This window comes from Roseovarius sp. MBR-51 (assembly GCF_053628575.1).
In genome coordinates this window covers 253,468-272,217 of sequence record NZ_JBRJGQ010000007.1, presented here as the reverse complement: position 1 = coordinate 272,217, position 18,750 = coordinate 253,468, and the positions used below count along the sequence as shown (strand labels likewise).

18 protein-coding genes are annotated in these 18,750 nt (G+C 64.1%); 10 read left to right on the top strand and 8 right to left on the bottom strand.

Annotated features, from left to right (window positions below; genetic code table 11):
- Positions 1-2 precede the first annotated feature (2 nt).
- Both ACSSVY_RS12590 and ACSSVY_RS12585 read left to right on the top strand, forming a co-directional pair.
- On the top strand, positions 3-782 hold the full coding sequence (locus ACSSVY_RS12590) for a methyltransferase domain-containing protein (protein ID WP_454269919.1): 780 nt from the start codon (positions 3-5) through the stop codon (positions 780-782).
- Complete coding sequence (locus ACSSVY_RS12585) at positions 779-1,375, top strand: GNAT family N-acetyltransferase (protein ID WP_454269918.1); 597 nt, start codon at positions 779-781, stop codon at positions 1,373-1,375. Before ACSSVY_RS12590 ends, ACSSVY_RS12585 begins: the two co-directional genes overlap by 4 nt.
- On the opposite strand, the gene ACSSVY_RS12580 is transcribed toward ACSSVY_RS12585, so the two are convergent.
- From ACSSVY_RS12580 to ACSSVY_RS12560, 5 genes are read right to left on the bottom strand one after another with little or no spacing between them, the layout of a single operon-like run.
- Complete coding sequence (locus ACSSVY_RS12580) at positions 1,357-2,154, bottom strand: phytanoyl-CoA dioxygenase family protein (protein ID WP_454269917.1); 798 nt, start codon at positions 2,152-2,154, stop codon at positions 1,357-1,359. The two genes, ACSSVY_RS12585 and ACSSVY_RS12580, sit on opposite strands and share 19 nt — an antisense overlap.
- The gene (locus tag ACSSVY_RS12575; protein WP_454269916.1) at positions 2,147-3,526 is read right to left on the bottom strand and encodes an aminotransferase; all 1,380 of its coding nucleotides are present in this window, start codon (positions 3,524-3,526) and stop codon (positions 2,147-2,149) included. The genes ACSSVY_RS12580 and ACSSVY_RS12575 overlap by 8 nt, the downstream gene beginning before the upstream one ends.
- Positions 3,527-3,544: 18 nt before the next feature.
- Positions 3,545-4,717 (bottom strand): aminomethyltransferase family protein, encoded by a 1,173-nt coding sequence (locus ACSSVY_RS12570; RefSeq protein WP_454269914.1) that lies wholly within the window; start codon positions 4,715-4,717, stop codon positions 3,545-3,547.
- Complete coding sequence (locus ACSSVY_RS12565; protein WP_454269912.1) at positions 4,714-6,273, bottom strand: phytoene desaturase family protein; 1,560 nt, start codon at positions 6,271-6,273, stop codon at positions 4,714-4,716. The genes ACSSVY_RS12570 and ACSSVY_RS12565 overlap by 4 nt, the downstream gene beginning before the upstream one ends.
- Positions 6,270-7,907 carry a phytoene desaturase family protein gene (locus tag ACSSVY_RS12560; protein WP_454269910.1) on the bottom strand — a complete coding sequence of 546 codons (1,638 nt, stop codon included), beginning with the start codon at positions 7,905-7,907 and terminating at the stop codon, positions 6,270-6,272. Before ACSSVY_RS12560 ends, ACSSVY_RS12565 begins: the two co-directional genes overlap by 4 nt.
- A 147-nt stretch (positions 7,908-8,054) precedes the next feature.
- On the opposite strand from ACSSVY_RS12560, the gene ACSSVY_RS12555 reads away from it, so the two are divergent.
- The gene (locus ACSSVY_RS12555) at positions 8,055-8,693 is read left to right on the top strand and encodes a TetR family transcriptional regulator C-terminal domain-containing protein (RefSeq protein WP_454269909.1); all 639 of its coding nucleotides are present in this window, start codon (positions 8,055-8,057) and stop codon (positions 8,691-8,693) included.
- On the opposite strand, the gene ACSSVY_RS12550 is transcribed toward ACSSVY_RS12555, so the two are convergent.
- Together ACSSVY_RS12550 and ACSSVY_RS12545 are read right to left on the bottom strand one after the other, a co-directional pair.
- Positions 8,690-10,021 carry a flavin monoamine oxidase family protein gene (locus ACSSVY_RS12550; protein WP_454269907.1) on the bottom strand — a complete coding sequence of 444 codons (1,332 nt, stop codon included), beginning with the start codon at positions 10,019-10,021 and terminating at the stop codon, positions 8,690-8,692. The two genes, ACSSVY_RS12555 and ACSSVY_RS12550, sit on opposite strands and share 4 nt — an antisense overlap.
- A gap of 3 nt (positions 10,022-10,024) precedes the next feature.
- On the bottom strand, positions 10,025-10,777 hold the full coding sequence (locus ACSSVY_RS12545) for a cupin domain-containing protein (RefSeq protein WP_454269905.1): 753 nt from the start codon (positions 10,775-10,777) through the stop codon (positions 10,025-10,027).
- A gap of 276 nt (positions 10,778-11,053) precedes the next feature.
- Between ACSSVY_RS12545 and ACSSVY_RS12540 the strand changes: the two genes are divergently transcribed.
- The 7 genes from ACSSVY_RS12540 to ACSSVY_RS12510 all read left to right on the top strand — a co-directional run bounded on the left by ACSSVY_RS12540 (position 11,054) and on the right by ACSSVY_RS12510 (position 18,413).
- Entirely contained in the window at positions 11,054-12,178 is a 1,125-nt protein-coding gene (locus ACSSVY_RS12540) for an ABC transporter substrate-binding protein (protein WP_454269903.1), read from the top strand.
- Positions 12,179-12,249: 71 nt separating this feature from the next.
- A complete protein-coding gene (locus ACSSVY_RS12535) occupies positions 12,250-13,185 on the top strand; it encodes an ABC transporter permease (protein ID WP_454269901.1) in 936 nt (311 codons plus the stop codon).
- Positions 13,182-13,982, top strand: a complete 801-nt coding sequence (locus tag ACSSVY_RS12530; RefSeq protein WP_454269899.1) for an ABC transporter permease — start codon at positions 13,182-13,184, stop codon at positions 13,980-13,982. The genes ACSSVY_RS12535 and ACSSVY_RS12530 overlap by 4 nt, the downstream gene beginning before the upstream one ends.
- Positions 13,979-15,100: an ABC transporter ATP-binding protein gene (locus ACSSVY_RS12525; RefSeq protein ID WP_454269897.1), complete on the top strand. Its 1,122-nt coding sequence runs from the start codon at positions 13,979-13,981 to the stop codon at positions 15,098-15,100. Before ACSSVY_RS12530 ends, ACSSVY_RS12525 begins: the two co-directional genes overlap by 4 nt.
- A gap of 48 nt (positions 15,101-15,148) precedes the next feature.
- Positions 15,149-15,847 carry a TetR family transcriptional regulator C-terminal domain-containing protein gene (locus tag ACSSVY_RS12520; protein WP_454269896.1) on the top strand — a complete coding sequence of 233 codons (699 nt, stop codon included), beginning with the start codon at positions 15,149-15,151 and terminating at the stop codon, positions 15,845-15,847.
- Positions 15,844-17,934, top strand: a complete 2,091-nt coding sequence (locus ACSSVY_RS12515; RefSeq protein WP_454269894.1) for an oxidoreductase — start codon at positions 15,844-15,846, stop codon at positions 17,932-17,934. The genes ACSSVY_RS12520 and ACSSVY_RS12515 overlap by 4 nt, the downstream gene beginning before the upstream one ends.
- Positions 17,931-18,413, top strand: a complete 483-nt coding sequence (locus tag ACSSVY_RS12510; RefSeq protein ID WP_454269893.1) for a hypothetical protein — start codon at positions 17,931-17,933, stop codon at positions 18,411-18,413. Before ACSSVY_RS12515 ends, ACSSVY_RS12510 begins: the two co-directional genes overlap by 4 nt.
- 124 nt (positions 18,414-18,537) lie before the next feature.
- Here the strand turns inward: ACSSVY_RS12510 and ACSSVY_RS12505 are convergent, their stop codons facing one another.
- On the bottom strand, positions 18,538-18,741 hold the full coding sequence (locus tag ACSSVY_RS12505) for a hypothetical protein (protein WP_454269891.1): 204 nt from the start codon (positions 18,739-18,741) through the stop codon (positions 18,538-18,540).
- Between the last annotated feature and the right edge of the window lie 9 nt (positions 18,742-18,750).

Here is an 18,750-nt window from a genome sequence, read left to right as displayed (position 1 = left end):
GCATGTCAGAAGATATTCTCTACGATCAGAGCCATATCGGCTTTCTCGAGGAGCTTTGGGGCGAGGGATTTCTGTCCCCCGGTGGCCCGGAGGAAGTGGCGAGGGTTCTGGATGGGATTGATCTGACAGGGGCAAGGGTGCTCGACATCGGCTGTGGGTCAGGGGCGATTGCGGTCATTCTGGTGCGCGACCACGGCGCGGCGCATGTCACGGGTATCGACGTCGAAGACCCGGTATGCGCCGCTGCGCGCGCCCGTGCCGATACGGCGGGGCTGGCGGGGCAGATCACCATCGACAAGGTCACGCCGGGGCCGTTTCCCTATGCGGATCAGAGCTTTGATGTGGTGTTCTCCAAGGATTCGATCATCCATATCCCCGACAAGGAGGCGCTCGCGGCCGAGGTGTTTCGGGTGCTGAAACCCGGCGGTATCTTTGCGGCCTCGGACTGGTTGCGCGCGCATGACGGCGCGCCCTCGCCGGAAATGGCGCATTACATCGCCCTTGAGGCGCTCGATTTCGCCATGGCCTCGCCCGCGCGCTACCGCGCGGCGCTGACGGCGGCGGGGTTTGTCGATGTGGCGTTGGTGGACCGCAGCCCGTGGTATGCGCAAGTTGCGGTGGCGGAATTGCAGGAGTTGTCAGGCCCGCGCCGCGCGACATGGGAGGCGCGGCATGGCGCGGAGTTCATCGCGCATCAGATCGAGACATGGACCGCGATGGTGCCGGTTGTGCGGTCGGGCGAGCATTGCCCGCACCATATCCGGGGTCGCAAGCCGGGATGATCGTGCCTATCGAGCGACGCGCGCTGGTGCTTGACACACCACGTCTGCGCTTGCGGCCTTGGGCCTCGGAGGACGAGGATTTGTGTCTTGATTTGCTCTGCGATCCTGCGGTGATGCGATTTGTGGGTCACGCGCTGACCGAAGCGGATGCGCGCGCCCACATGCCCAACGCGCTCCGGCGCGGTGCCGGTGGGCGGCTGGGTATCTGGTGCGTTCTGGATCGTGCGACTGGCGAAAAGATCGGCGATGGTGTGCTCACACCGATCCCCATCGAGACCGAGGAACCGGACTGGGCGCAACTGGTGCCCGACGCCTATCCTGACGCGGCAATCGAGGTGGGCTATCTGCTCAAACCCGGCGCATGGGGGCAGGGATTCGCCACCGAAATCTGCGCCCGGCTGCTGCGCTTTGCGTTTCAACAGACGGCCTTGGCGCAGGTCGTGGCCTGCACCGACCCGGACAATCGCGCCTCGCAAAACGTGCTGCGCAAATGCGGACTGCGCGATTGCGGCCCGGCGCGGGCCTATGCCAGCGATGTGGCGTGGTTCGAGATGACCCGGGCCGAATGGCGGGCTCAGGCGTCGAACCAATAGCCATCGGGATCGCCGGGGTAGACGCCCAGATTGCGCCCGTGGCCCTGATAGCCCAACAACCGGCGCACGGCGTCGGGGTATTTATCCGCCTTGGATTTGGGCACCGAGAGATACATGTTTTCCTCCTGCCGGAGCCAGCCCAATGAATAGGTGGTGATCAGCCCCTTGCGCGGCGCATTGGCGCGGTTGGCGCCGCCCGCATGCACCGTGGCCCCGAGGTAGAACAACACCGAGCCGCGCGGCATCACGGCTTGGGTGATCTGATCCTCGGTGATGCTCTTGATCGGGCGCAGATCCTGAGAGCCGGGCACAACGCGCGTCGCGCCATTCTCGGCGGTGAAATCATCCAGTGCCCACATCGCCGAGAGCTGGAATTCCACGCCCGGAATGCGGATTGGGTAGAAATCATCGTCGCGGTGGAGCACCTGCGGCTTTTCCCCCGGCAGGATCTCGATCGCGGTGGACGAGCCGATGCGGTAATTGATGCAATGACGTTTGAGCACACGGTCGGCCACGTCCATCACCAGCGGATGTGCCAGAATATCCGCCGCCGCCTCGGAAATCTTGAGGATACTGCCCAGACGGCGCGTCTTGTAGCCGTTGAAATCATTGGCGAACTTATGCCCCTGCGCATCGAACGGCCCGCGCAGATCGGCGGTGATGCGATCCAGCAGATCGGCCCCCGCCACCGCATTGACCACAACGCCGCCATCCCTGAGCAGGGTGTCGGCGACGGTGCCCGCGTCGGCGTCCGCCTTCAGGCGCGCGACCTCAACCATTGTATTCGGCGCTGAGTTGGGTCAGCCCCGCCTCCATGATATCGAACATTTCATCTATCTCCTCTGTGGTGATAATCAATGGCGGTGAAAACACCGCCATATTGCCGTAGGGGCGCAGCAAGAGGCCGCGCGCCTCGCAGGCGGCATCGAGCTTGGCACCGAATTGCAGATGTTTGGCGTAGCTTTCGTCGCTGAGGTCGGGCCGACATTCGAGACAGCCCAAAAGGCCCATGCCGCGTGCGTCGCCGACGATGTCAAACCTCTCGCCGATGGCGCGCAACCGCGCCTGAAACTGCGGGGTGATGCGGCGGACATGAGCGAGAATATCCTCGCGCTCCATGATCTCGATATTCTTGAGCGCAGCGGCGCAGGCCACGGGATGTCCGCAATAGGTATAGCCGTTGTAGAACACATCATCACCCTCGACCCCCGCCAAGCGCTCCATCAGCGCATCGGACAGGATGCAGGCCCCCAGCGGCACATAGCCCGAGGTGAGACCCTTGGCGCAGGTGATGATATCAGGGGTGAACCCGAACACATCCTGCGAGGCGAACCAATGGCCAAGCCTGCCAAAGCCGGTCACAACCTCGTCCGAGATATAGAGGATGTCGTGGCGGCGACAGATTTCAGCGGTGCGTTGGTGATAGCCGGGGGGCGGCACGACAACGCCACCGGAACACAGGATCGGTTCGGCGATAAAGGCACCGATGCGGTCGGGGCCAACCTCTGCGATCATCTGCTCGAATTCGGCGATTTTGAGATCGCCCCAATCGGCCACACTCATGCCTGCTGGGCGGCGATAGGGGTTTACGTCGGGCAGGAATCGCACCAGATCATCGGCCTTGTCGAACCTTGTCTTGAAGCGTTCCTTGCCCGTCATGGTTGCCGCCAGATAGGTCGAGCCGTGATAGGCCTTCTCCCGCGACAGCACGATTTTCTTCTCGGGGCGGCCCAGCCGGTTGTTGAGGAATTGCATGACGCGGATGGCGGTATCGACGGCGGTGGAGCCGCCGGTGGTGAAATGCACGGTGTTGAGATCGCCGGGGGTCAATTCCGCCAGTTTGCGCGCCAGCATCGCGGCGGGTTCGGTGGCAAAGGACCAGGGCGAGGCATAGGGCATCGCCATCACCTGCGCCGCAATCGCCTCGGCCATCTCGGCCCGGCCATAGCCGATCTGCACGCACCACATACCCCCCGGCCCGTCGATATGGCGCTTGCCGTTGCTGTCCCAAATGTGGATGCCCTGCGCTGAATTCACCCGCAAGAGATCGGATTTGCGCCAGTCGCGGATGCCGGTCCAAGGATGCAGGTAGTGCCGGCGATCCCAGAGGGTCAGCTCATCGGGGGCGGGGGTATTGGCGTGGGTGTTCATGGTCTTCTCCGTCTGAAGTCAGGTTTTGCCGGGCGGCGTGGCGCGGGCGCGGGGCGGGCGGAAAAACGCCGATTTGACCGGCGTCAGCCGCGCCATGCGGCGATCCCATTTCCCCTCTTCCAGCGTGTAGATCTCTGCCCAGAGGGTGCTCGGGTGCCGCGCCGCATAGGGCATCTGCACATGCGCGAGGGCGATGTTGCGCTTGGCGGTGGGCGACCACACGCCCGAGGTGACATGCCCGACCTCACGCCGCTTGGCCTGATAGATCAGCGCGCCTTGGGCGGGTTTGAACCCCTCGACATCAAGCCGCATCAAGAGGCTGCGGGGCGCGGCCGCCAAAAGCGCGCGGCGGCCATTGAAATGCCCCTTGGTGAAATCGACCATAGGGCCAAGGCCCAACTCGAGCGGTGTGTGCCCGCGGTGCAGGCGTTCGGTGGCATGGGCGGGCTGGAAATCGACGCCCGCGACCATGAATCCCGCCTCGATCCGGGCGATGTTCACCGCCTCATAGCCGATGGCGCGTAGTCCGAGGTTCTCGCCCGCCTGCCACAGCCGGTCCCAGAGGGGCAGGGCATCGCCCCACGCGGTCCAAAGCTCGTATCCCAGATCGCCGGTAAAGCCGGTGCGAGACACCATCAGCCCCGGCTCCACTTCGGCCAGATCGAAGGGGCGCATATTTGCTAAATCAAGGCCCGCGGCAAACAGCACCGCAAAAGCGGTCGGGCCTTGCAAGGCCAAGCCGGCAATCTCCCGACTCTCGTCGAGGACGCTCGCGTCAAATCCCCATGCCGCCTCCAACAGCCATGTCAGCATCGGCTCCTGACAGCAGAGCCGCCAATCCTCGGGCCCGAGGTGAAAGAGCGTGCCATCGTCGATCACCATGCCCTCTTCGTCGCACCAGACCGCGTAACCGACCCGGCCCACGGGAATCGCGGTCACGTCGCGGGTGACAAGGCGGTTGAGCACGCGCGCGGCATCCGGCCCGGTGATCCGGTATTTGTGCAGCGGCGAGATATCAAAGAGCGCGGCCTGATTGCGCAGGGCGAAATATTCGAACTCCACCGTGTCGAGCATGGACGGGGCCGCATATCCGGCCCAGCCATACCAGCCCTGCGCCCGGTTGAGCGCGGCAAGCCGGGGATGCACCGGCCCGTCGATGAGGCCCAGCTTGGGATCGGTGGCGATGCTCATGGCGCGCCTCGGAGGGCTGCGTGCGCCGCGTTGCGCCCCGCCAGCCCCATCAGATCGCCACCGGGATGGGCGGAGGCCCCGCAGAGATAAAGCCCTGATGGTCCCATCCGATAGCGTCCGATGCCGATGGCGGGGCGCAGGGTGAGAAGCTGATCAAGGCTCATTTCCGCATGATGCCAATGCCCGCCCGGCGCGCCGGTCTCGGCCTCGATCCGGTCGGGCGGGATGACTTCGGCCCCGATCACGAGGTCGGATAGGCCGGGGGCATAGCGGGTGAGTGTTTTGAGCGTGGTCTGGAGCAAGGCGTCGCGCGCGACGTCATCCCAGCCGCCCGCCAGATCGACCGGCGCATACTGCACGATCAGCGACAGGGCATGGCCTGTGGCCCCACGCTGGGCAGGGTCCGTTTGACCGGGCAAGAGCGCCTCGATCACCGGATGAGGCGACATTTCGCGGTATTTCGACGGGTTGAACGCCTCTTCGACATAGGTTGCAGAAGGCGCGATCACCATGCGGGCCGAGAGCAGATCATCGGGCAAGCCGGGAATCGCGGGCAAAGAGGAAAGCGTGAGGTTGATCTTGGCTGCCGTGCCGCGCGCGCGGATATGGCGCAGGCGGCGGGAGGTTTCGATGTCGAAATGCGCGAGCCCTGTCATTTCTGCGGTGATCCGCGCGCCGCTGCTGCTCAGAACTCGGGCGGCCTGCAATGTCTCGCCCCGGTCGGTGATCACGCCTGTCACGCGGTCCTGATCGGTCAGGATACGCGCCACGCCGCAATCCGTCACGATCACCGCCCCAGCCCGCTCGGCCGCCCCGGCAAAGGCGTCGATCACCGCGGCCATGCCGCCCATTGGCAGGCTTGCGCCGCCGCCATGCCCCATGCGGTAGAGCAGGCCAAAGACCGTGCCGGGTGCGCGCGGCCCCGCCGCCGCCCCGCGCACCGCATCCGCCGCCAAGAGGCCCGCAAGAGGGCCATCGGGGATCTCATCAAGAATGAGGTCATAGGCATTCGACAGCAGGATTTGCAGGAACCGCCGCATCTCTGGCTTGCCCAAGCGGCGCAGGCCAAGGCCCATGCGGCCCAAGCGCCATATCTCCTTGATCCGATCCGGCGAGAGCAGGGGCGCATCGCCCCCCGGCGGGGCGGCCTCGGCCAGATGCCGCAAGAGCGCGGCATAGGTGGTCAGCCGTTCGGTAAGCGCGGCAAAGGCCGCCGCATCGGGATGGGGGCCGCCATCGGCAAAGCGCACAACTGAGCCTTGCGTGACCACATGGCGGCCATCCTCGGACAGCGCCACAGTGGGGAGCGCCACACTCTCGAACGGCCAATCGCGGGCACCCAGCCCCAGATCGCGGCGCACCGATGGGTTGAGATTATAGAGCAGATGCGCCATGCGCGGCGCGCCGCTGGCATCGGGGGCGGCCATGCCGCCCAGATGCGGCGCGCGCTCCAGCAGGCAGACCGATTGCCCCGCCCGCGCCAGCACCCCCGCCGCCGCCAGACCATTCAGCCCGCCGCCGATCACGACGCTGTCAAAGGTGCGCGTGGCGCTCATGCCGCATAGCCCTTGCGCGGGGCGCGGGGCCATTCGCGGCGCAGGATGGCGCGGGCGGCATTGGCCCCCGGTGCCGCCATCACCCCGCCGCCCGGATGGGCGGACGAGCCGCACAGATAGAGGCCCCCGATGGGCGAACCATAGCCGGAATAGCCGGGCACGGGTCGGTTCAAGAAAAGCTGATCAAAGGTCAACTCGCCCTGAAAGATATTGCCCTCGGTCAGCCCCACCTCGGTCTCCAACTCCAGCGGCGAGCGGACCTCCATATGCTGAATACGCTCGCGGATATCCGGGCAGGCGATGGTGATCTGATCAAGCACTGTCTCGGCCAGCGCATGACGCGCGGCGTCCGTCCAGTTCTGGCCGCTGCGCTGGCCCTCGGACGCCAGATCATAGGGCGCGTATTGTACAAAGACCGTCATCATGTGGCTGCCGGGCGGGGCCATGGTCGGGTCGATCTGGCTGGGAATCAGCATGTCGATATAGGGGCGCGCCGACCAGCGCCCGGCCTTCCAGTCGTCATAGGCGCGCTCCAACTCCCAGAGGCTTTGGGACACATGCAGGTCGCCGCGCAGAAAGCTGGCATGCGCGGGCGCGGCGGGAAAGGCGGGCAGGCGGTCGAGCGCGATGTTGAGCTTGGCCGAGGAACCGCGGATCTTGAACCGCTCCACCGCTCGGGTGAAGTCCTCGGGCAGGGCGGCGCGGTCGACATGGTTCAGGAACGTGCGTTTCACATCCATGTTCGACGCCACGACCGGCGCATGAAATTCGGTGCCATCCTCCAGCGCCACGCCGGTCACACGCCCCTCTTTGACGAGGATTTGCGCAACACCTGCGCCAACATGAATGGTGCCGCCCGCCGCCTCAAACGCCGCGCCGAGCGCATTTGAAATCGCCCCCATTCCGCCCCGGGCAAAGCCCCAGGCCCCGATGCCGCCGTCGATATCGCCCATGTAATGATGTAAGAGCACATAGGCGGTGCCCGGCGAATAGACGCCTAGCCCCGTGCCGATGATGCCCGACCCGGCCAGATGCGCCTTGATCAGATCGCTCTCAAAATGCTCGTCCAGAAGATCGCCAATGGACATGGTCCAGAACCGCAACGTTTCGGCAAGCTCCTTGCGCCCCAGCCCATGCGCCTGTTTCACCATATAGGCCATCTCGCCCAGATCGCGCGGGCGCAGCGAGGCGGGATCAGGTGCATCACGCAAGAGGAAGGGGCGGATGAACCGGCATTGCCGCAGGATCATCTGCGCATAGCGCGGATAGGCATCGGCATCGCGGGGCGAGTGGCGCGCCATTTCGCGGTGCAGGGCGTGATGATCCGAATAATAAGCGAAGTAATCGCCCTCAGGCGTGAAACTGGCACCACCCCCGTAGGGGATCACCTGTAGGCCATACTTCGGCAGGTCGAGATCGCGGACAATCTCGCGCCGCAAGAGCGAGCAGACATACGAGCAGTTGGAATAGGTCCAGCCCTCGTGCAGCGACCGGCTGACCGCCGCGCCGCCGATCCAGTCGTTCTTTTCCACGACCAGCACCTGACGACCGGCGCGTGCCAGATAGGCGGCGGCAGTCAGCCCGTTATGGCCCGCGCCGATGATGATGGCGTCAAATGAGGATTGGGGTCGCATGGCGTTGCTCCTGTCGTCATCCTAGCCAAAGCCGAATTCGGCGTAAAGTTTTTTTGAGCGCTCAAATAAATATTTTTGGGCTGACGTGCCGCACCGCCTGTGGCATGGATGGGGAAACCACCGGACAAAGGGTCAGACGTGGGCGAGGTGACGACCAGAAAACCGCGAAAAGAGCGCAAGGAGAATGCCGAACGCCGCCGCAGGCAGCTCTTGGATGCGGCGCGGCGGTCGATCCTGACGCATGGTCTGGCGCGCACCACACTCGCCACCGTCGCGGATGAGGCGGGGTTGTCGCAGGGCGTGGCGGTGTTCTATTTCAAGTCCAAGGGCGGCTTGCTCACCGAAACGCTGCGCGATCTCTATGAAGGCTACGAGAGCCTGTGGATGCGGGCGCTGGCGGCGGCGGGCGATGCGCCGCTCGACCGGCTGATGGCCCTGCTGGCGGCGGATTTCAGTGCCGAGGCCTGTGGCCCCGATGTGCTGCCACTCTGGTTCGCCTTCTGGGGCGAATTGCGCTTTACCGGCCACTATGCCGAGGTGGCGGCAGAGTTCGATGCCACACGGCACGCGGTCCTGTCCGAAATCTGGGCGCAGCTTTTGCCCGAGGCCCGATCCACCGAGGCGGATCAACTGGCCGAATGGATGGAATCGCTGACCGATGGCTATTGGCAGCGCTTGCATCTGGCCCCGGACAGCTATGACCGGCAACGCGCCCTTGCCGCGAGCAAAGTGTGCCTGTCGCGGTTGGTGCCGGATTTGCCGCTCTCTGGTGCGATGCCCACCTAATTTAGGTCTTTGGCGATGCGGAGCGCGGTGGCCTTGCCGCTTTCATAGGCGCCATTGACCAGAGTGCGATGCGCTCCGCCCATCGCCTCGCCCGCGAAATAGAGCCGTTTGGCCAAGGGCTCTGCCAGCCGCTTGCGCGCGCCCTTCTGTCCCGGACGCATCGCGCCATAGGCGCCATAGGTCAGGGGGTTTTCTGCCCAATCCGTCGCCAACCCGCGCAGGAAATGCGTGCGGGCATCACTGCCCACAAGGCGCACAAGCTGCTCCAGCGCATAGTCAACAGTCGCCTCCTGACCGGCGCGCGACAGCTCCCAGCCCAAACGCCCGCCGATATTGCCAAAGATATAGTCATGTCCTGTGGGCCACGCGACAAAGTAACAGGCCTCACCGGCGCGATCTTCGGGGATTTGATAGGTGATCCAGGCATTTTCCGTCAGACCCAGCCGCGCCCCGTCAAAGAGCAGCGGCACCTTGACCAGAAGGCCCATGGGAATATCCGCCGCCGCCTCCAGCTTCCAATCGGGCAGGGCGGGGCGAAAGCGGATGCGCCCGGCATTAAGCACGCCAGTGGACACGGTGATCAGGCAGGCGCGCGCGCGCAACGTGCCTTGTGTGGTCTCGACCGTCACACCGGCCCCGGACCAGTCAATGGTATGGGCTGCGCTGTTCAGCACGATGGGAAGGTCCTGCGCCAAGGTGGCGACCACCGCCCCTAGCCCTTCGCGCACCAGATAGCTGGGCTGATCCTCGGCACCTTCCCAGTAATCAACGGTGGACAACTGGTCGAAATCGACGCCGTGGTCCATCGCGCCGATCCAGGATTGGATGGTCGCCCCAAAGGGGAGATCCGGGATGACCGACGCTGCGGCCACGTCTTTGCCCTGCGCTCCGGCCCGCTCGAGGGCGCGCTCAATGGCCCCCCACGCCCGGTCATAGGCGGCCCACTCCGCGTCAGTCGCCGGTTTTCCAGCCAGACCGAAAATATGATCCTCGGCATCGGTGTGATTGACGAGGGTAAAGCCCCTGTCGCGCGCCAATCCGGTAAAGACATTGCGGTTTGATCCCGAAATCCACGAACACCCGTGATCGAACGGCTGCCCAAGGCTCTGGCTCTCGGTGAAGGCGCGGCCGCCAATGCGTCCAGCCGCCTCGACGATGAGACAGGTCTTGCCCTTGTCCCGCAGCGCCCGCCCGGCAGAGAGACCCGCCGCGCCTGCGCCGATGATGATCACATCGGGATTGGTCGGACGCGTCTGCGCCAGAGACGAGGTGGCACCGGCCATCGTCAAACCGGCCAGCACGGTGCGGCGTTTGAGTGGGCCGGCCATGGATCACCCCTCGGGGCGATTTGCGGGATCAAGCGCCGCGTAGAATTTGCGCAGGTATTTTGGCACGTGCCAGATGCAGGGCGTGCCCGCCGGGATAAAGAACACATCGCCAGCGGTGAAATGATGCCGCGTGCCGTCCGCTTCGGTCAGAGTGACCTCGCCCTCCAGAACCTGCGCCATTTCGTGATAGGGAAAGGGCTCCAACTCGGTATTGAGCACTTGCGTATCCCAGAGCCCGACATCGAAATTGCCGTGTGCATTGCTGTAGAGGATGCGGTCACGTTGCGGCGTGCTGGTGTCCTCCATCAATTCGGCATCGGTCAGGCTCATGTCGGGCGAGAGCACGATCACGCCCCCCTCCGCCGTCAGATCCTGCGGGGATGTGGCGCGTGGGTCCTTGTAGGTCATGTAGAATTTCTTGAGATACCCGTCCTGTCGCCAACTGACCGGGATGCCGTTGCGGATGGCCACACACTGCCCCGCCTTGGCCGCCACACCCGCGCCTGTGTCATCCAGCAGGCGGAAAGCGCCCTCGAGCACAACGATGAACTCATCGCCCGGATAGGGGCCGAACGCCTCTTGCATGCTCGTCGTATCCCAGATCCCCACGCTGAGGCCGAGCGTCTCGTCGGCAAAGCAGACATGCAGGTTTTGCGCCTCAGGCGGGGTTTGAAAGTCAGCCGCATCAACCGCTAGCGGCGTCAGGTCATGTGGCCCCGTCGGGCTTAGGCGGATGATCCCGGTCGTATCGCTCATGGTGGTCTCCTTGAAAATCATATGTCCGGCCTGCCGTGATCTGCTTAATCTTCGGTCATTCGGATCATCCGCGTCGCGTCGCGGGCAGGGGGCGCGCAAAACTCTTGACTCGATTCAGGAAACCCTGAAATGATTGAATGACCATTCAATGACATGCCCGAGCGACGGCAAATGTCAACTGCCCAAAGTGATCGCCGGACGCATGCAACGCTAATGATTGCGTGACGGGACTCACCGCCAAGGTGGGCCCGCGCCAACAGGGGAGACTGGGACTTCATGGACATTCTGGACCAATTGGGCGCTGTGCGCGAAGGCAAGCTCAGCCGTCGGAAATTCACCAAGGGGTTGCTTGCGGCGGGGGTGGCGATGACCACGGTGCCGCTGCCTGCGCGGCGTGCGCGTGCCGCCGAGGGCGATCAGGCCACCTATTTCACCTGGGGGGGCTATGACATCCCCGAACTCTTTGGTCCTTATCAGGAAAAGAACGGCGCACTGCCGAATTTCGCCATTTTCGGCGGCTCGGAAGAGGCGCTGACCAAGATGCGCGGCGGCTTTGTCGTCGATGTCTCGCACCCCTGCAACCAGTCGATGCCGCGCTGGGTTCAGACCGGGCTGTTTCAGCCGATTGACACATCACGCGTCGCCAACTGGGGCGATGTGATTCCCGAATTGGTCGATCTTCCGGGCAATGACCCCGAGGCGGGCAAGGTCTGGATGGCGCCGTTTGATTGGGGGCAGACCTCTGTCACCTATCGCACAGATCTTGTGGAGATTGAGGGCGAGGAAAGCTGGGATATCCTCTGGGACGAGCGCTATTCCGGGCGGCTGGGGTCGCTGGCCTCGGGCGGGGATGCGTGGTGGTGCGGGGCGATCAAGGCGGGGGTGGATTTCGCCAATATCGACACGCCCGAAGCCTTTGACAAGATTGCCGCCGTGATGCGCGAACAGCGCCCGCTGATCCGCCTTTATACCGACGACACGACCACGCTGGAACAGGCGCTCTCGGCGGGGGAAATGGTGGCCTCGATGACCTGGAACAGCTCTGCGGTGCTGCTTCAGGCCGAGGGTATTCCGGTCAAGTTCGCCAAGCCAAAGGAGGGCGCGCTGACATGGGTCTGCGGCGTGATGATCCACAAGGACGCGCCCAATCTCGACCGCGCCTATGACGTGATCGACTCGCTGCTCAGCGTTGAGACTGGCCATTTCATGATCAACGACTGGGGCTATGGACATTCCAACAGCAAGGCCTTCGACAAGTTCGACGAAGTAACCCTGGTGGGGCTGGGCCTGAGCAAGAACCCGGTCGAGATCCTGAATGCGGGGCATTTCCAGCAGCCGCAGACGCAGGAATGGGAAACCCAGATGAACGAGCTCTTCGAGCAGATCAAGGCCGGGTTCTGACCCCGCCTGCACCGCCCGCCCGCCCCGGCGGGCGAGCCTCTTGATCCGCCCATCGAGGAGACCGCGCAGGGATGACCGAAACCTCATTACCGAAACGCCGGTCAGCAGGTGCGCCACCCCGCGCCCCTGCTTCGCCCCTCCTGCGCCTCTTGCGCCGCAGCGAGAGCGCGCGCGGGTATCTGATGATGGCGCCCACGCTCGTGATCATGACTTTTGGCATCGTGGTGCCGTTTTTCATCCTGCTGGTGATCAGCCTCTGGACCCGTCAGGGTTTTGGGTTTGACACGACGCTCACGCTCGCCAACTACGGCCGAAGCTGGAACGAGCCGATTTATGGCGCGCTGATGCTGCGGTCCTTCTGGATTTCCGGCGTGGCGACGGTGGTCACGGTGCTGCTGTGTTATCCGATGGCGTATTACGTCGCCTTTCACGTCCACAGAAACAAGATGATGTGGATCATCCTGATGACCCTGCCATTCTGGACCAGCTATCTCTTGCGGGTTTTCGCGTGGAAGGTGATCCTTGGGTATGAGGGCGTGATCAATTCCGGGTTGATGTCGGCGGGATTGATCGACGCGCCGCTCAGTTTCTTGCTCTATAGCCCCACGGCGGTGATCATCACGCTGGCGCATGCCTGGGCGGCCTTTGCTATCCTGCCCCTCTATGTGTCGCTGGAAAAGATCGACAAATCGCTGCTGGAGGCTGCGACAGATCTGGGTGACGGACCGATGGCGCGATTTTTCCGCGTCACGCTGCCCTTGTCGATGCCGGGGGTGATCGCGGCCTCGTTCCTGATCTTCATCCCCACCACTGGCGATTACATCACCCCCGCGCTCTTGGGCGGGCCGGATGGGGCGATGATCGGCAATCTCATCCAGCTGCAATTCGGCGCGGTCAACAATTGGCCGATGGGGGCCACGCTGTCGATTGTGCTGATGCTGTGGATTGCGGCAGTGGCGCTGGTGTTTCTGCTCGTCACGCGCAAGGTACAGGGGCGCATCACATGAGCAGCTATATCAAACGCCCCAACCGGGCGCTGCAACTCTACGCGGTGATCTTTTTGATCGTGCTCTATGTGCCGGTGCTCTTTATCCCGCTCTTCAGCTTCAACGACTCCATCTACGTCCGCTTTCCGCTGCAGAGCTTTACCGTCAAATGGTATGGCGAACTCTGGACGCGCGAGCCGGTGTGGAACGCACTCTGGAACAGCGTCAAGGTGGGGCTGGTGGTCTCGGTCATCTCGACCGTGCTGGGCGTGATGGCGGCGCGCGCGATCACCCGCACCCGGATCAGGGGCAAGGGGGCGCTCGTCACCTTCATTATGATGCCGCTGGTCATTCCCGGCATCATCTTTGGCGTGGCGCTCCTGGTCCTGCTCAGCCGGTTGGGCGTGCCGCTCTCGCTCTACACGGTGGGACTGGGACATCTCATCATCTGCCTGCCCTTTGCCGTGGCCACGCTCTTGCCGCGCTTTGAAGGCTTCGATCCCTCGATCGAAGAGGCCTCGGCCGATCTGGGGGAAAACGGCTGGTGGACCTTCTGGCGGGTGACCTTTCCGATGGTCATGCCGGGGATCGTGGCCAGCCTCTTGTTGACCTTCACCATCTCGTTTGACGAATTCATCATGGCGTTCTTTCTGACCGGCACCGATCCGACCCTGCCGATGTATATCTGGGGGCAATTGCGCTTTCCCAAGGAATTCCCCTCGGTGCTGGCCATGGCCGCGCTGATCCTGTTCGTCTCGTTCGCTCTGGTCTTTGTCGCGCAATGGGTCGGGCGCAAGGGGCTGGAGGATCAAGAATGAAGGGCACCTCAGAGATGGCATCCGCCGACCGGTTCATATCCATCCGCAAAGTCAGCAAATCCTTTGGTGCCTTTCAGGCCATCGACGATGTGTCCATGGATATCCGGCAGGGCGAGTTTTTTTCCCTCCTCGGGGCCTCGGGCTGTGGCAAGACCACGCTCTTGCGGATGCTGGCGGGGTTCGAATCCACCACGAAGGGCGAGATTTTCATCGACGATCAACTGATGTCGGACGTGCCGCCGCATCACCGCCCGGTGAATATGGTGTTCCAGAGCTATGCGATCTTTCCGCATCTCAACGTGCGCGACAACATCGCCTATGGCCTGCGCAAACAGAAACTGTCCGCCGCCCGTCGCGCGGAAATGGTCGAGGACATGCTCGATCTGATCAAGCTGCCGGGCTATGGCAATCGCAAGGCCAACGAGCTCTCGGGCGGCCAACGCCAACGCATCGCCTTGGCGCGTGCGCTCATCCTGCGGCCCAAGGTGCTGTTGCTCGACGAACCCTTGGGCGCGCTCGATAAGCAGTTGCGCGAGCAGATGCAGCTTGAATTGCGCGCCTTGCAGCGACAGGTCGGCATCACCTTTGTCTTTGTCACCCACGATCAGGAAGAGGCGTTGACCCTTTCGGACCGGATCGCGGTCATGGCAGGGGGCAAGGTGTTGCAGGTGGATACGCCCGCAGGCCTCTACGAGACGCCCAAGACGCGCGACGTCGCCAGCTTCATTGGCAATATGAACTTCTTTCGCGGCACTGTCCGGCGCAATGGCTCTGCCATGGCGACCATCGAGGCCGAGGGGCTGGGCACCATCCCGATGTCGACGGCTGAGCTCACCAAACCCGATGGCGCGCCGGTGCAGATTGGCCTCAGACCCGAGAAATTCAGCCTCTCACCGACCCGACCGGACACCGGCCTCGCCATTGAGGGAGCGTTGCGCACCGCGTCCTATATGGGCGAGCGCAGCCAGTATTACCTGAGCATCCCCGGCAAGGAAGAGCCGGTCGCGGTGTCTTCGCCGAACACGCATCGCCTGATCGGTGCGCAGGACGCACCCGAGGGCCAAACGCTCTGGCTCTCGTGGTCGCCCGAGGCCATCGTCATTCTCGAGACCGATTGATCAAAGGAGAGGGGCAGGCCGCACGACGGACGTGACCCCGACACACCCATGCAAAGGACCGCACCCCCGCTCTCGCCCGATCCCGGCAAGCCCCGCCGCACCGAACCCAAACAGGTCCGGCGCAGACAGTTGATCGAGGCGACCATCGATTCCATTGCGAAATACGGAATCGCGGGCACCACAATGTCGACTGTCACCGACATTGCCGGTCTCTCCATCGGGCTGGTCAATTTCCATTTCCAAAGCAAGCAGAACCTGCTTGAGGAAACCTTGAAATTTCTGTCGCGCGAACACCATGACCATTGGCGCCGCGCCTATGAGGATGCGGGGCTGAGCGCGCGCGACAAACTTCTGGCGATTGTGGACTCGCATTTCCATTCCAATATCTGCACGCGCAGGAAGCTGGCTGTCTGGTATGCGTTCTTTGGCGAGGCGGGGCGGCGCACCGTCTATCGCGCGTTGGTGGATGCCATCGACGACGAACGCTTTGCCCTGTCGCTGGGGCTATGCCAGCAGATCACAGACGAGGGCGGATATTCTGGCCAGCCGGTCACGACCATCGCCCGCACCCTTGAAGGGCTTTATGACGGGCTCTGGCTCAATATCCTGATGTATCCCGATACCTTTGACCGGGATGCGGCGCGGGCCAACGTGCATGCCTATCTGGCCCTCGCCTTTCCCCGCCATTTCGAGCTGCCGCAGCAAGAGACAGCGGGACGGCTGGTTCAAATGGAGCGCCGCAGATGAGCAGAGACCCAAGCCACGACATCCTGTTCGAGCCGGTCCGCATCGGTCCCGTGACCGCGCCCAACCGCTTTTATCAGGTGCCGCATTGCACCGGCATGGGCTGGATGCGCCCGCGCACTCTTGCGGCCATGCGCGGGGTCAAGGCCGAGGGCGGCTGGGGCGTGGTCTGCACCGAATACAATTCCATCCACCCCACTTCGGATGACCTGCCGCACCCCTCCGCCTCGCTCTGGGACGACAGCGACGTGCGCGCCCATGCCCTGATGACCGAGGCGGTGCATGCGCATGGCGCGCTGGCAGGGGCAGAGCTTTGGTATGGGGGCGCGCGCACACCCAACATGATGACCCGCCTGCCGCCGATGGATCTGGCCTCGCTGCCCAATCTGGCCGGACACCCCTATCAGACCCGCGCCATGGACAAATCCGATATCCGCCAGTTCCGCCACTGGCACAAACGCGCCGCGCTGCGCGCCCGCGACGCGGGCTTTGACATCGTTTATGTCTATGCCACCCATGGCTATCTGATCTCGAATTTCCTCAACCCGCGCATGAATACGCGGGGCGATGAATATGGCGGCAGCCTTGAAAACCGGGTGCGTCTGGTGCGCGAGCTGATCTCCGAGACCAAAGACGCGGTCGGCGACCGCTGCGCCGTGGCGGTGCGGTTTTCAGCGGATGAAGAGGCGGATCGCGACGGGCACCCGGTCTGGGGAGAGCGGCGCGACATGTTCGCGATGCTGGCCGACCTGCCCGACCTCTGGGATATCAACATCGCTGACTATTCGCTGGAAATGGGTGTCTCGCGCTTTGTCAAGGAGGGCGCGCTGGAGCCCTATATGACATGGGTGAAATCGGTCACGACCAAGCCCGTCGTGACCGTGGGCCGCTTTACCTCGCCCGATACGATGGCCAGTCAGGTCAAGCGCGGCATCGTGGATTTCGTCGGTGCGGCGCGGCCTTCGATTGCCGATCCGTTCTTGCCGCGCAAGATTGAGGAGGGTCGGCTGTCAGCGATCCGCGAATGTATCGGCTGCAATATCTGCTATTCCGGCGACAGTCTGGGCGTGCCCATTCGCTGCACGCAAAACCCGACCATGGGCGAGGAATGGCGGCGTGGCTGGCATCCCGAACGCATCGCGCCACAGGGCAGCGCGGCGCATGTGCTCGTCGTCGGGGCGGGACCGGCGGGGCTGGAGGCGGCCCGCGCGCTTGGCGCACGCGGCTACCGTGTGACGCTGGCCGAGGCCACGCGCGATCTGGGCGGGCGCGTTCTGCGCGAAGCGTCTTTGCCGGGGATGCGCGAATATATCCGCGTGCGCGACTACCGCGAGCAAGCCTTGCGCGACATGACCAATGTCGAGATTTTCCGCGAAAGCCGCCTGACGGCGCAGGACGTGCTGGATGTGGGCGCGGATCATGTAGCCATCGCCACCGGCGCCCATTGGCGCACGGACGTGTTCGACGGCGAGGTGTTTCAGTCCGTGGCCGAGGGCGCGGCGGAGGCGCATATCCTCACGCCCGACGATATCATGGCTGGTCGCCTGCCGGATGGGCCGACCGTGGTCTATGATGGCGACGGCTATTACATGGGCGGCGTCGTGGCCGAGCACCTGCGCGCGGCGGGGCTTGACGTGACCCTGACCACCCCCGACGACAGCCTGTCGCGCTGGGCGGGCAATACCGCCGAACGCTGGCGGGTGCGAAGCCATCTGCAAGGCCTTGGCGTCCGGTTCGAGCCTGCGCGCGAGATAGCGGGCTTTGACGGGCGCGCGGTCGTCCTGCCTTGCGCCTATGGCGGGGCAGAGTTGACCCTGCCCGCCACCCATCTCGTGATGGTCAGCGCGCGGCGTCCCGAGGATGGGCTTTACCAAGATCTGCGCGCCTTGGCCGGTCCGCTCCCCTTCACCCTCACACGCATCGGCGATTGTGAGGCCCCGGCGATCATCGCGGCAGCGGTTCATGCCGGGCACCGCTATGCGCAGGAACTGGACGCTCCGGTTGATCCCGACCTGCCGATGAAACACGACCGGATCGACGTGGGCGCGCCCGGTGGTGCCGCCTGGACGACAGGAGAACAGCCGATATGACCCAACCGGACCAAACCTATCTTGCCAAGCTCTTGCTCTATTACGAGGAGGAAATCGAGGGGGAGGCCTATTTTGAGGGTCTCGCCCGCCGCTTTCCCGACCCCGCGCAGCACAAGCGCCTCACGCTCTTGGCCGAGGTCGAACGCCACGCGGCCCAGGGTGTCGCACCGCTCATCGCGCAGTACGCCCTCTCGCCCCGGTCGGTCGAGAGCCTGACCATGAGCGGTCATGAGCAGGCGCGCCGCGCGCCCGCCACATGGGCAGGGCTTCTGGATGAGATGAACCGCACATACCCCGCCTATCTCGCGGCGTTCGAGGCGCTCGAGGCGATGGGGCCAGAGGCGGATCAAACCCGCTTGCGGTTCCTGACCCAGCATGAGGTCGCCGCACTCGACTATCTCGCGCTGGAAAACGCAGGTGCGGCGCAGTCCTACGCGCCGCTCGTTCGCTACCTCGCCTCAGCCCCCGTGCCCGCATGAGGGCAGGCGTCCTGCTTGCAGTTTTGCTCTGCGGCGCCTCTGGTCTCAGCGCTCAGGAGGCTGCCGTCGCGCCGTTGACGGAGTGTGACACCTGTCAGGCCCGCCACCGGGGGCTTCAGTCGCTTCAGGCGGCGCGGGCCAGTGCGGCGCGGGCTGGTGCGGCGCGTCCATCGGCAGACCGGGCCATCACACCACCGGCCGCGCGCCCGACATTGACAGTGCCGCGCGCCGGCTCTGATTTGACCGCACCCGACTCCGGCATGAGCCCCGCCTCAGGCCCGCGCCGATGATCGGCCACTCCACAAGACAGGGCGCAGAGCGGGGCCATGATCGGTGG